Annotated in this window: 8 protein-coding genes; 3 read left to right on the forward strand and 5 right to left on the reverse strand. The window is 71.3% G+C overall.

What is annotated here, in order from left to right; all coding sequences use genetic code 11:
* Positions 1-53 precede the first annotated feature (53 nt).
* The 5 genes from NGK70_RS08070 to NGK70_RS08090 form a co-directional block, all read right to left on the reverse strand.
* Positions 54-2,609: a methyl-accepting chemotaxis protein gene (locus NGK70_RS08070; RefSeq protein WP_251972738.1), complete on the reverse strand. Its 2,556-nt coding sequence runs from the start codon at positions 2,607-2,609 to the stop codon at positions 54-56.
* 44 nt (positions 2,610-2,653) lie between these two features.
* On the reverse strand, positions 2,654-4,903 hold the full coding sequence (locus NGK70_RS08075; protein ID WP_251972739.1) for a chemotaxis protein CheA: 2,250 nt from the start codon (positions 4,901-4,903) through the stop codon (positions 2,654-2,656).
* The gene (locus NGK70_RS08080; protein WP_251972740.1) at positions 4,900-5,223 is read right to left on the reverse strand and encodes an STAS domain-containing protein; all 324 of its coding nucleotides are present in this window, start codon (positions 5,221-5,223) and stop codon (positions 4,900-4,902) included. Before NGK70_RS08080 ends, NGK70_RS08075 begins: the two co-directional genes overlap by 4 nt.
* A 4-nt stretch (positions 5,224-5,227) precedes the next feature.
* On the reverse strand, positions 5,228-5,593 hold the full coding sequence (locus NGK70_RS08085; protein ID WP_251972741.1) for a response regulator: 366 nt from the start codon (positions 5,591-5,593) through the stop codon (positions 5,228-5,230).
* Positions 5,594-5,740: 147 nt separating this feature from the next.
* Entirely contained in the window at positions 5,741-6,904 is a 1,164-nt protein-coding gene (locus NGK70_RS08090) for a methyl-accepting chemotaxis protein (RefSeq protein WP_251972742.1), read from the reverse strand.
* Positions 6,905-7,268: 364 nt separating this feature from the next.
* Here NGK70_RS08090 and NGK70_RS08095 point away from each other — a divergent pair, with 364 nt between their 5' ends.
* From NGK70_RS08095 to NGK70_RS08105, 3 genes are all read left to right on the forward strand, one after another.
* On the forward strand, positions 7,269-9,206 hold the full coding sequence (locus NGK70_RS08095; RefSeq protein ID WP_251972743.1) for a methyl-accepting chemotaxis protein: 1,938 nt from the start codon (positions 7,269-7,271) through the stop codon (positions 9,204-9,206).
* Positions 9,207-9,363: 157 nt separating this feature from the next.
* Positions 9,364-11,514 carry a sensor domain-containing diguanylate cyclase gene (locus NGK70_RS08100; protein WP_251972744.1) on the forward strand — a complete coding sequence of 717 codons (2,151 nt, stop codon included), beginning with the start codon at positions 9,364-9,366 and terminating at the stop codon, positions 11,512-11,514.
* A 169-nt stretch (positions 11,515-11,683) separates the two neighbouring features.
* Entirely contained in the window at positions 11,684-12,838 is a 1,155-nt protein-coding gene (locus NGK70_RS08105; RefSeq protein ID WP_251972745.1) for an efflux RND transporter periplasmic adaptor subunit, read from the forward strand.
* Positions 12,839-12,862: the final 24 nt, after the last annotated feature.

The raw sequence follows: 12,862 nt of genomic DNA on the forward strand, positions 1-12,862 counted from the left end.
TGCGGTAGAGGTGCGGGGCGCTGGCGGGGCGTGGCGAAACGGGTGGGCCGGAATCAGTTGGCCAGGGCCAGGGACTCGGCGTGACGGGCGGTGGCGGCCGCAGGGCGCCAGGCGCTGCTGCGGGCGGTGGGCTCGGCGCGGCGTTCGGCGAGCTGGAAGCTGGCCACCAGGTTCTGCAACTGCATCGCTTCGCCCTTGAGCTGCTCGGCGGTGGCCGACAGTTCCTCGGATGCGGCGGCATTGCGCTGGGTGGCCTGGTTGACCTGGTCCATCGCGTCGGTGATCTGGCCCACGCTGTCGTTCTGGCCATCCGAGGCCTGCGCGATCTCGCTGACCAGCTCGGAGGTCTTGCGGATGGCCGGCACCATGGAGCCCAGCAGGTCACCGGCGCGCTCGGCCATCCGGACGGAGGAGCCGGCGAGCTGGCCGATTTCCTGGGCGGCGACCTGGGAGCGCTCGGCGAGCTTGCGGACCTCGGCGGCGACGACGGCGAAGCCCTTGCCGTGGTCGCCGGCGCGTGCGGCCTCGATGGCGGCGTTGAGCGCGAGCAGGTTGGTCTGGTAGGCGATGTCGTCGATGATGGAGATGCGCGTGGCGATCGACTTCATGGCCTCCACCGTCTGGGCCACGGCGGTACCACCGTCGTGGGCCTCTTCGGCCGCACGGGTGGCCATGCGGCCAGTCTCCGAGGCATTGGCCGCATTGCGCTGCACCGACTCCGACATCTCCTGGAGCGCCGCCGTGGTCTGCTCGACGGTGGCGGCCTGCTCGGAAGCCTGCTGTGCCAGCGAGTGCGCCGTGCTGGTGGTCTCGCTGGCCGCGTGGTTGAGCCGGCTGGCGGCGCCGCGCACGTCCGACAGGGTGCGGTTCATGGTCGAGATCAGGCCGTTGAGCATCTCGCCGACCTGGCGGATGAAGCCCTCGTGGCGTTGCACATCCATGCGGGTGGTGAAGTCGCCCCGCGTGGCGGCCTCGGCCAGCTTGGACAGATCGGCTTCCGCAGCCAGCTGTTCGGTCCGGTCATGCCACTGGCCGATCGAGCCCAGCCGGCTGCCGTCGGCGTTGACGATGGGGGTGGTGGTGACGTCGTAGGTCCTGCCGCCCAGCACCATGCGGCTGGTCACACGCGACTGCAGGCCGCGCAGGCGTTCGACCGCCGCACCCGGGTCGCGGTAGAACATGCCGATCGAGCCGCCCAGCACCCGCTCGGGGTCGAAGCCGGGGATCTCGCTGCGGAAGGCCGAGGCGTCGCGCCGCACCGTCTCCATCAGCGCCTCGTTGGCATACACGATGGTGCCGTTGGCGTCGGCGATGCGGATCGGCATCGGCGTGGCGTCCAGCGCGCGGTTGACGCGCAGCGCCGAGTCACGCTGGCGGCGGTCTTCCGCGGCAGCGGCCTCGGTGCGAGCGATCGCAGCCAGGGCCTCGGTCTGGTCGAGCCACTCGATCACGGCACCGGTGATCGGCCCGTCGCCGGTGCGCACCGGGGTGATGGTCAGCTCCACCGTGCGGCCGCCGGCGATGCGGGTCACGCGCTGGCGGTGGTCCAGCGGCGGCAGCAGGGCCTGCCCCTGTGGGTCGACCAGCAGGGCATGCACGCGGGCACCCTGGAGTCGGGTCATGTCCAGCATGGGCCAATCAACGCGCAGCGCGTCCTGGTGCTCGGCCAGCCACTCGCGCAGCGAGGCATTGGCGTAGACGACGAAGCCCTCGGCGTCGGTGACCAGCATGCGTGCCGTGGCCACGTCCAGCGCCAGGCTGATGCGCTCGGACTCCATGGCGCGGCGCTTGGAATCTGCCAGCTCGAAGCCCAGGCGGGTCTGCAGGCGCCGGATCGCGTGCAGGGCCGCGACGGGCTCATCCTGCCCGTCCAGGCGGCCCACCAAGCCTTCGAAACGGCCCTGGGCGTAGCGGTCGAGGTGCTCGCGGATGTCCTGCAGGCTCTGGCGCATGCGCTGGCCGAGGCGGTGCACCGCCCAGGCCGAAGCCACCGCGGCGGCCAGCGGTAGCGGTGCCAGCCACCAAGCCTGCAGGGCAGCCATGCCGATCCCGCCGGCGGCGGCCGCGCCACCCAGCCCGACGGCGATGGTGAGCTGGCGCCCGATGGATGTGGTGCCCAGTGCCGATGCCAGGCGCTCGCTGCGGCGGACGGCGGTGGCCTGCACGAATGCACCCTCGTGCACGGTCCAGCCTGGCGCCTGGCCGTTGCGCAGGCGCTTGTAGGCGTTCTCTGCCGCGTCGATCTGGGCACGGGTGGGCACGGTGCGCACCGACAGGTAACCCACCAGCCGGTCGTTCTCCTCCAGCGGCGTCACGTTGGCGAGCACCCAGTAGTGGTCGCCATCCTTGCGGCGGTTCTTCACCAGGCCGGACCAGGGTTTGCCGGCCTGCAGGGTCTTCCACAGATCCGCAAAGGCCTCTTCCGGCATGTCCGGATGCCGCACGAGGTTGTGTGGCTGGCCGATCAGCTCGCGCTCGGTGAACCCGGCCGCTTCGATGAAGTCCTGGTTCACCCAGGTGATGCGCCCCTTGGGGTCGGTGCGCGAGACGATGCAGCTGCCCGCGGGCAGCGGATATTCCTTCTGGGTGACCGGGAGATTGGTGCGCACGGTGGAGGTCCCTAGTGTTCAGGCGGTGGGGTGTGGTCTGGGTCTCAGGCGGTGGCGGGGCGCAGGCCGGCATGGCCCTGGCGGCGCAGCGCGGCGTGGCTGATGGCGGCGTGGCCGACCAGGCTGGGCAGGTCCAGCACGAGCGCCACCTCGCCACTGCCCAGCACGGTGGATCCCGCGATGCCGGGCAGGTGCTGGAAGACGCGGCCCAGCGGCTTGAGCACGGTCTGGTGCTCGCCGAGCAGGCGGTCGACCAGCAGGCCGACCTTGCCGGTGGGGGTGCGCACCAGCAGCATGCTCTGGCGCGCGGGGCGCTCGCCGTCCTGGCGGAAGGCACGGCGCAGGTCGACGTAGGGCAGCACCTCGCCGCGCAGGTCGAAGCAGCCCGACAGCCGCCCGTCGTCGGCCTTGCAGGCCGGTGGCGTCTCGATGCACTCCACCACGCCTTCGAGCGGCACCACGTAGTGCACCTCGCCGACGGTGGTGAGGAAGCCGTCGATGATCGCCAGCGTCAGCGGCAGGCGGATCTGCATCGTGGTGCCCGCGCCGGGCGTGCTGGCGATGTGGATCTGGCCGCGCAGCGAGTCGATGTTGCGCTTGACCACGTCCATGCCCACGCCTCGGCCGGACAGGTCGGTGACCTTCTCGGCGGTCGAGAAGCCGGGCGCGAAGATCAGCTGGTTCACCTCGGCGTCGGTCATTGGCTGGTCGGCGCTCACCAGGCCACGCTCGATGGCCTTGGCCAGGATGCGCTCGCGCGGCAGGCCGCGGCCGTCGTCGCTGACCTCGATGACGATCAGCCCGCTCTCGTGGTAGGCGTTGAGCGCCAGCCGCCCGCGCGGTGACTTGCCGGTGAGCTGGCGGTCCTCCGCCGATTCGATGCCGTGGTCCAGGCTGTTGCGCACCAGGTGCATCAGCGGGTCGGCGATGGCTTCCACCATCGACTTGTCCAGCTCGGTGTCGCCGCCGGTGATCTCCAGCTCGACGTCCTTGCCCAGGCCCTTGCTGACGTCGCGCACCACGCGCTGGAAGCGCGCGAAGGTCTCGCCGATGGGCACCATGCGCAGGCTGAGCGCACCGTCGCGCGCCTCCTGCACCAGGTCGTGGATGCGCTGGGCGGCTTCCAGGAAGGCGGGCGAGGCCTCGCGCTGGGCCACCAGCTGGGCACCCGAGCCGGCGATCACCAGCTCGCCGATCAGGTCGATCAGGCGGTCGAGCTTGTCGGCCGAGACGCGCAGGAAGCGCGTGTCGTCGCCGCGGCGGTCCTTGCTGCCGGCACGGCGCTCGGGCTCGTTGCGGCGGCGTTCGGCGGGGTCCGCGGCGCGGCGTTCGATCTGCGGCGCAGGGGGCTCGCCGGTCGCGGCGGCCTCGACGTTGGCGGGCCGTTCCAGCGCAGCGCCGGCCGCGGCCGCGGGCGCGCCCCGCATTGGCAGGGCCACGCCCTGCGCCGCCCAGGTGGCCAGCAGCCGGGCGCGGGCCGCGTCGTCGTCGCCGCAGCGCTGCCGCAGCAGGGCATCCCAACGCGCCGCCGGCGCATCGGGCTCCAGGATGGTCAGGTCGCAGTCGTCGATCAGGAACTCGAAGACCTGCTCGATCATCGCCCGGTCGGCGTCGTCGCTGGCAAAGCGCAGCTCGAAGCCCAGGTGGCAGTCCTCGGCGTCCAGCGCGTCGAGCCCCGGCACGCGCTCGTCCAGCGTGGCCACGTGCTCGACCGTGCCGAGCGTGGCCAGGTAGCGGATGAAGGACAGCGGGTCCAGACCGTTGCGCAGCGCATCCAGGCGAAAGCGCAGCGAGATCTGCCAGGAACCGCCCACCGGTGCCGCCGCCGCCGCGGTGCCGGCACCCGGCGCGTGGGCCTGCTGCGCAGGGGCCTCCAGGCCGAGCAGGGTGCGCAACTGGGCGCCCAGGTCACGGCTGATGGCATCGAGTTCGGGGTCGGGCGTGTCGGAGCGGCCGGCGCGCACCTCGTCGAGCAGGCGCTCCATCTGGTCACGGCTTTGCAGCAGCGCGGCGATCAGCGGCTCGTCCACCGCCAGGTGGCCGGCGCGAACCGCTTCGAGCAGGGTCTCCACCTCGTGGGTGAAGCCCACCACGGCGTCGCAGCCGAACAGGCCGGCGGTGCCCTTGATCGTGTGGGCGGCGCGGAAGGCGGCGTTGATGACCTCGGCGTCATGCGGGTCCGTTTCCAGTCCGAGCAGGCACTGCTCGAACTGGCTCAGCAGCTCGTCGGCCTCTTCCAGAAAGCCGGCACGCGCCGCGGCCAGGATCTCGTCGTCGTCGTGGCGGGTCGTCATGCCAGCACTCCTTCGGGTTCGACCGGCAGGGCGGCCCACAGCGCATCGCCCAGGCCCAGGGTGTCCAGCACGTCGTCCACGCCGCGGTTGCTGGCGGCCAGCTGCATCGATTGCCCGCGAGCGGCCAGGCTGCGCCGGGTGGCGAGCAGCAACTGCACGCCGGCGCTGTCCAGCGTGGCCACGGGGGACAGGTCCAGCGCCAGGCAGGCGCCGGGGGCATCGCCCAGCTCGTTGAGGCCGGTGAGCAGCGCCAGTTGCCAGTCGGCGGCGGTCTGGATGGTCAGCTCGCCTTCCAGGCGCAGCGTGTGCGTCGTGCCCATCACGTCACACGCACAGGCGGTTGACGGCGTCCACCAGCTGGGAGGGCTGGAAGGGCTTGGTGATCCAGGCGCGGGCACCGGCAGCGCGCCCCTCGGCCTTCTTGGCCTCCTGGCTCTCGGTGGTCAGCATGATCACCGGCGTGAACTTGTAGGCCGCCTGCGTCTTGACGTGGCGCAGGAAGCTCAGCCCATCCATGTTGGGCATGTTCACGTCGCAGACGATCAGGTTGATCTTCTGTCCGTTGAGCTTGGCGCTCGCGTCCTTGCCGTCACCGGCTTCGATCACGGTGTAGCCCGCCTTTTGCAGGGCCAGCTTCACCACGGTGCGGAAGCTGCTTGAATCGTCCACCACGAGGATGGTCTTGCTCATATCTGGACTCCTAGAGACTCTGGCAGGTACTGTGGCCGGGATGGGCCATCGACGAGGCGTGGAAATCAGCGGCAAACCTCTTGCAGATCTGCGCTTTCAGGGGCGAAGAAGGGTGTGGCGGCGGTGGCCTGGCGCGGCGGCCGGTCATCAGAAGAACTCCACGGCGGGGCCGGCCTGCACGCTGACGGTGCCGTGGTGGTGGTCAAGCTGCTCGCGCATCGAATAGCTGCGCTCCAGCCGGTGCAGCCACTCCTGCACGGTGGCGTGGTCGGCCCGGCCGCCCTCGTCGAGCCACTCGACCAGGCGCTGCATGTCGGCGGTGACGTTGGTCAGCATCTGGCTCTGCCGATCCTGGTGCTGCATGTTCATGTACAGGCGGTCCAGCGCCTCGCCCACGTCCAGCCGGGCGGCACGCAGGGCCTGCGAGTTGCCGCGCTGGCGCTGCAGGTCATCGAGGATCTGGCGCACCACCGCGCGGGCACGCTCCTCGGCCTGCCAGGCGATTTCCTCGTCGTCGCAGGCGTGCTGCGCGGCCTGAGCGGCCAGGCGGTCGAGCCCTTCGAGCAGCTGCTGCAGTTGCGTGCCGATCGATGCGGCGGTGTCGCCGCTCTGGCGTGCCAGCTGGCGCACCTCCTGAGCGACGAAGCCGAACCCACGCCCCTGTTCGCCGGCCCGGCTGGCCTCGATGGCCGCGTTCAGCCCGACCAGGTGGGTGCTGCCGGCCAGCTGGCCGATGCGCGTGCTGCTGCGCAACAGTTCGTCCAGCGTGGTGCGGGTGGTCTGCAGGGCCTGCAGCATCGTCGCCTGGCGGGCAAAGGCCTGGCGTGTGGGCTCCAGCAGCGCCTGCACCTGGGCCTCGCAGGCCTGCATCAGCGCGTCGCCCGTGCCGGCCGGGGAGCTGAGCTGGCCGCCTGCGTTGAGGGCTTCGTCCAGGCGGCTCTGGATGGTGGCAAAGCTCTCGATGATCAGGTTGACCTGCTGCTCGCCCTCGGTGCGGGCGGCGTCGACGTTGCGTTGCCAGATCGGCACGACCTCGCGGGTCAGCCCGCTGGCGTGCCCATCGCCATCCGTGTTGGGTCGGCGTGCGGCGGTGGATGCGCTCGCGCGGCGCCATGCCAGTGCGGTGACGCCCAGCGCCGCCACGAGGCCGACGGCCCATGCCCAGGGGCCGGCCTGGGTGGCCGCCGCGCAGGCGAGGGCGGACAGCGCACCGGCGCCCAGGGAGCGTGCATCTGGCCGCCAGCGTGCCTGGCGCCAGGCCGGGCCGGGCGGTGCGCCGGCAGTGGGTGGGGGCGAGGCTCCTGATTCCATTTGATTTTGGGGTGGTGTACAGACCGGACAGGTCGGCTCAGGCTATGCACCTTAGGTCCGTTACCCGGGGGGTGATGGCTGGAAAACCCATGGCCGTCGGCACCATATCGGCAGCTGATGCGCCAACTGGATGGCTAGGCTTGCCTGGCGTTCCCCGGGCCGTTCAAGCCCAGGCAGGCGTGCTCCGATAACGTCGGCGGGCGCCGCCAGACCGCGGCTCGCCCGCTGCCGTTTCATCTCAACAAGGGATATGACTCATCCACCGCCCAACGCCTCGTCGCCCACCGTGCGCCGGTGGACCGATGGCTTCGATCTGGCCGAGTTGCGGGCTGTCTGGCGCTTCCACGGGATGTGGGGCCCCGGCATGCTGGTGCTGCGCAATCTCTCGATGGCGTGGAAAGCCACCGTTATCTTGGGCTTGCTGACGCTTCCGTTGGGATTGGTCGGCGTGAGCTATCTGCGCAGCGTGTCAGAGCGAGTCGATGCGATCGATTTGCATCTGGCTCGTGTAGATGCCTTGATTGACGTGGGCCGCATGTCGGCGGCCGTGCGTGCTGAGCGTGCCCGTGCCGTGCGCAGCAGTCTGGGCGTACCGATTGAACCCGCTGGTCGGAATCCCGCCGACGGCATGGTTGCGGAGGCCGCTGCCTGGCAGTCGCTGCAGCGCAGTTCACTGGCAGACCTTGTCGTGGTGCGCGCTGCCATGGGCGAAGCGACCAAAGCCCGCGCGCAATTCCTGGCGCTCTACTCCGGTTCGGCAGGATCAGGCGGCCAGAAGCTGGTATTCGGAGCGCCGGAGCACGTCAGGGCCGCCGAAGCCTATCAACACGCCGCCGACCAGTTGGCGAAAGTCATCTTTGATGCGGGAGAGGGGCAGCCGCTGCCCGGCCAGGGTTTGCGGTCGTTGATGGCCGGTGCGGTGCAGCCCATTTCCGAACTTGTCGAGGCCGCCGATCGACTCGCAGATGTCGCAGTCAATGAGCGTGACAAGGGCCAGTTGACCGCGCAGCGCCTGCACGACAGTGCGCTGACTTTGGGCATGGCACGGCAGGAACTCGATGAAATGCGCTCCGAATTGAAGCTGGCTGACGCCGCGGGGCAGTCGGTGGTTCGAAGCGAGCTGCTTCCGAAACTGGATCGCATCGAAGTGCTCCTGGCGCGGCTTGCAACCCTGCAGTTGCCAGTGGGCAGCGCGCATCTGGTCGACGCATTGCCGCCAGTGCTGCCCGAGCTGACGCGTGTTGCCGACGCATCGCGAAACGCGGCGCTCACGGCCGTACGGGTCGGTTTGGTCGCTCGGCGCGAGGCGGTCTGGCTGGGACTGAAACTTGAGTTGGTTTCACTGCTGGTGTGCGCCGCTGCAGCCTTGTACGCCATGGTCTGCGGCTACCGCGTCATCAGCGGTGGCCTGGTCACGTTGCGCAGCCATGCGGCGCGCATGGCCGAGGGCGACTTCTCGCAGATCCCGCAGCCGCGCGGCCATGACGAGGTGGGCGAGGCGCTGGGCAGCCTGCGCCTGTCGCTGCTGCGCATGAACGAGCTGTTCGCCACCGTCACGCGCGGCGTGTCCTCGCTGGCGCATGCGGTGCACGAGGTGGCCGACGGCAATGCCGGCCTGGCCCAGCGCACCCAGACCGCCGACCAGGGCATCCACCGCATGACCAGCCGGGTGCTGTCCTTCTCCGAGAAGATGGACGACTGCGGCCGCGAGGTGGACGAGGCGGTGGACCACGCCCGCGCGATGCGCATCGATGCCGCACGCAGCAAGAAGAGCATGGCCGGCCTGCGCGAGCGCATGGATGCGCTGCAGCGCAAGAGCAGCCAGATCGGCGATGTCATCGGCCTGATCGACGGCCTGGCGCATCAGACCCGCATGCTGGCGCTGAACGCCTCGGTCGAGGCGGCCCGGGCCGGCGAGGCCGGCAGGGGCTTTGCCGTGGTGGCCTCGGAGGTGCGCGCGCTGGCGCAGCGCAGCGCCGAAGCCGCCACGCAGGTGGCCGGGATCATCGAGGCGTCCACGGCCGAGATCGTCGATGGCCACGCCCTGAGCGGGCGCGCCAGCGAGATGGTCACGCTCACCGAGGAGCGCATCACCGCGATCAACGAGCGCATGAACCGCATCGTCGAGGTGCTGCGCGCCAGCACGTCCGAGGCCGAGGAGGTGCTTGGCCTGGCCCGCGAAGTCGGCACCGCCACCGACGGCAACGTGCAGCTGATGAACCAGCTCACCGACGCCTCGGTCGCGCTGCGCGGCCAGGGCGACACGCTGGAAGCCGCGATGGCGCAGTTCAAGCTGGTCTGACTTGCCAGCCGTCGGGCACCGCCTTGCCCGGGCAGCCAAACGGCCGGCCGACATGCGGTGCCCCGAGATGGCAAATCATTACACTCCTGCCAGAACATCACCACAGGAGACAGCCGTTGGCAGCAATGGGGCATGCGATGACGCGTGCGGTGGTGCCGTGACGCGTCCGTGGTACCGCTGGACGGCGATGGGCCGGCGCTGGGGTGCATCGTTGAAGGCGCGCATCGCCCTGGCCTGCGTGCTCATCATCGCTGCGAGCGTGTTCACCGCCGCCTGGCTGGCCCTGGCCAAGGCGCGTGCGCAGACGGCGCAGATCCTGCGCGAGTCCGAGGCGGCCAACGCGCAGCGCCTGGCGGCCATCCTCGGCCAGCGTGTCCTGCGCCTGCAGGCGGCGCTGCACTCGGCGGCCAAAGTCGTGCCGGTCGGGCGCTTCGACGACACCGCCGCACTGGCCGCCTACATGGACCAGCGACAGGTCACGGCCACGCTGTTCGCAACCCTGACGCTGGTGGACCGGCGCGGCGAGGTCCTGGTGGCGCGCGACGAATCGGGTGTGCGCCACCCCCGCATCAACCTGGCGGACCGGCCGTCCGTGCGCGCGGCACTCGACCGGGGAGTGAGCACCGTCTCAGACCCGGTGATCGCGCGCGTGGCCGCCGAGCCGATGCTGTTCTTCGCCGTCCCGATCCGGGCCGACGACCGGCAGGTAGTGGGAGCCCTCAACGGGGGGCTGCGCCTGAGCTCGCGTGACCTGCTGATCGATCTGGTCACCGGCGGTGGCGGCGCAGGCGGGGGCGATGGCGGGCGGGGGCCGACGAGGCCGGCCGGGCCGAGCGTGGATGCCGGCAGTTTCGTGGACACCGTGGTGGTGGACCGCTTTGGCACGGTGCTGGCGCATCCCGATGCACGCATGGTGATGCGCTCGGTGCGCGACGATGCGCGCTTGGCCAGGGCGTGGCGTGCCACGGCGCTCGTACCGGCGGTGTCGGCGTCGACCGGTGCGGGCCAGGCCGCCGCTGGCGAGGGGCTCGCGCGCCCGGAACCGGAGGACGTGATCGTGGCCAGTGCCAGCGTGCCTGAACTGCAGTGGCAGGTGCTGCGCGTGGCGCCGACGCAGCAGATGCTGGCCGGCTTCGACGCGGCGCGCACCGAGGTCGCCGCCATCGCGCTGGGGGTGGCGGTCCTGGCCGGGGGGCTGATCCTGCTGTGGACCGGCTGGCTGATGCGCCCGCTGGAGCAGCTCGAACGGCGCGCGCGTGCGCTGGTACCCGGCGGGCCGGCGCCCGGCGAGGGCTGGCCCAGTGCGGGCGGTGAGATCGGCGCGCTGGTGCATGCGCTGCGCGAGGCGGTGCAGCAGCGCAGCCAGGCCGAGGCCGACACCGCCAGCCTGCTGGGCAAGATGCAGTCGATGCTGCACACCGCGCCGATCGGCATCGCCTTCACGCGCAGCCGCAACTTCGAGTTGGTCAGCGACGAGTTCTGCGCGCTGCTGGGCTACGGCCCCGGCGAGCTGGTGGGCGAGCCCGCCTCGCTCATCTATGCCAGCCGGGACGACTACGTGGCGCTGGGTGGGCGTGTGGCCGACGCCTTTGCGCAGCAGTTCGAGTTTGTCACCGACTGCGAGTTCGTCCGCCGCGATGGCAGCCACTTCGTCGGCGAGCTGCGCGGGCGCCCCGTGAAGCACCAGGATCCGACGGCCGGCACCATCTGGCTGCTGCGCGACGTCACCGCCGAGCGCGCTGAGCACCGCGAACTCGCCTGGTCGGCCAGCCACGATGCGCTGACCGGGCTGGCGAACCGGCGCCATTTCGAGGTTGAGCTGCAGCGGCTGCTGCCGCAGGTGCGCCCGGATGCCCCGGCGGCGGCGCTGTTCATCGACCTGGACCACTTCAAGGCCATCAACGACACCGCCGGGCACGCCGCCGGTGACCGGGTGCTGCGCGAGGTCGCCACCGCCCTGGTGGGCAGCGTGCGGCGCGACGAGCTGGTGGCCCGGTTGGGCGGCGACGAGTTCGTCATCGTGCTGCTGCATTGCGACCTCGCTGCCGCCGCGCGCGTGGCCGAGAAGGTGCGTGCCGCGGTGCACAGCATCGGCTTCGTCCACGACGGCCAGCTGCTGGCCGTGGGCGCCAGCCTGGGCGTGGTGCCCATCCCGCCGGGCACGGCCACCGTGGCGAACGTGCTGCAAATGGCCGACTTGGCCTGCTACGCGGCCAAGAGCGAAGGCCGCAACTGCGTCCACGTGCAGGCGGCTGAGCAGGTGGCTGTGCAGGCGCTGCCGGCCTCGCCAACGCCAGGCGACGCCTGACCCGGCCGAGCAGGGCCGCCCTGCCGTTCGTTTCTTTCGCACCTTTCATCCCTTCCATCCGGCCGTTCGTCGCACGGGGCGCTGTGCATTTGTCACAGTCTGCCTACACTGCCGGTTCGTTTGCCGGGCTGGCGTGGTGGCCCGGTGCCGTTCCGGTCAGGGGTGAGCGATGCGCAGGCGTGCAGTGGCGGTGGGTGGGGTGAGTCTGGTCATGCTGGGGGCGCTGGGCTGGTGGGCCGCGCGGGCTGCCAGTGGCACGACGGCGCTGTCCGCTGCCGCGGCAGCCTCTGCGCCGATGGTGCTGGAGTTTTCGGCGCGCGAGGTGGTGACCGCCCAGCGGCTGGCACTGCCGAGCGTGGTGGAGTTTTCCGGCGCCCTGGTGGCGCCGGGCACCGCGGTGGTGCGCGCCAAGGCCCCCGGGCGGCTGCTGAGCCTGGCGGTGGCCGAGGGCCAGCGCGTGCGGGCCGGCCAGGTGCTGGGCCAGATCGACCAGAGCGAGCTGGCCAGCCGCCTGCGCGAGCGCGAGGCTGCCACCGAGGCGGCACGCGCCCAGTTCACGCTGGCCGAGCGCCAGCACCGTGCCAACGAGGGGCTGGCGGCGCAGCAGTTCATCGCGCCTACCGCGCTCGAGACCTCGCTGAGCCAGATGAACGCTGCGCGCGCCCAGTGGCAGAGCGCCCAGGCGCAGCTCGACACGCTGCGTCTGGCGCAGCGCGACGCCACACTGACCGCGCCGATCGCCGGCATCGTGGCCAAGCGGCAGGTGCTGCCGGGCGAGCAGCTGGCCGTCGAACAGGCGGTGCTGACCATCGTCGACCTGGCGCGGCTGGAGCTGGCCGGGCTGGTCGGCACGCACGAGGTGGCGCGGCTGCGCCCTGGGCTGGCGGTGCAGGTGCAGGTTGAGGGGCACGATCAGCCGGCGCAGGCGCGCATCGAGCGCATCGCCCCGGCGGCCGAGCCGGGCACGCGCTCGATCGGCGTCACCGTGGCGCTGCCCAATCCGGACGAACGCTACCGCGCCGGCCCCTACGCTGTGGCGCGCGTCGTGCTGGACGACGCCACGCCGCGCCTGACGCTGCCCGCCACGGCGCTGACCTCGGCCTCCGGCCAGGAGCACGTCTGGACGCTGGAGGCGGGCAAGCTGATGCGCCGGGCCGTGACCACCGGGCGGCGCGATGCAGCGTCCGGCCGTGTCGAGCTGCTGGCGGGGCTGCCCGAGGGCGTGCCGGTGCTGCTGGCGCGCTTCGACAACCTGCGCGAGGGCGCGCCGGCCCGGGTGCGTGGCGAGGCGGCCGTCCCCGTCCCCATGGCGGTGTCGCGTTGACCGCCGCGCCCCGCTTCCGACAGG

This window comes from Sphaerotilus microaerophilus (assembly GCF_023734135.1).
GTDB classification, from domain to species: domain Bacteria; phylum Pseudomonadota; class Gammaproteobacteria; order Burkholderiales; family Burkholderiaceae_C; genus Sphaerotilus; species Sphaerotilus microaerophilus.

What these genes read in the sequence shown, in the direction of transcription:
- NGK70_RS08075 (WP_251972739.1), bottom strand. Translation starts at nt 4,903, where the DNA reads ATGACGACCCGCCACGACGACGACGAGATCCTGGCCGCGGCGCGTGCC.
- NGK70_RS08080 (WP_251972740.1), bottom strand. Translation starts at nt 5,223, where the DNA reads ATGGGCACGACGCACACGCTGCGCCTGGAAGGCGAGCTGACCATCCAG.
- NGK70_RS08085 (WP_251972741.1), bottom strand. Translation starts at nt 5,593, where the DNA reads ATGAGCAAGACCATCCTCGTGGTGGACGATTCAAGCAGCTTCCGCACC.
- NGK70_RS08090 (WP_251972742.1), bottom strand. Translation starts at nt 6,904, where the DNA reads ATGGAATCAGGAGCCTCGCCCCCACCCACTGCCGGCGCACCGCCCGGC.
- NGK70_RS08095 (WP_251972743.1), top strand. Translation starts at nt 7,269, where the DNA reads ATGCTGGTGCTGCGCAATCTCTCGATGGCGTGGAAAGCCACCGTTATC.
- NGK70_RS08105 (WP_251972745.1), top strand. Translation starts at nt 11,684, where the DNA reads ATGCGCAGGCGTGCAGTGGCGGTGGGTGGGGTGAGTCTGGTCATGCTG.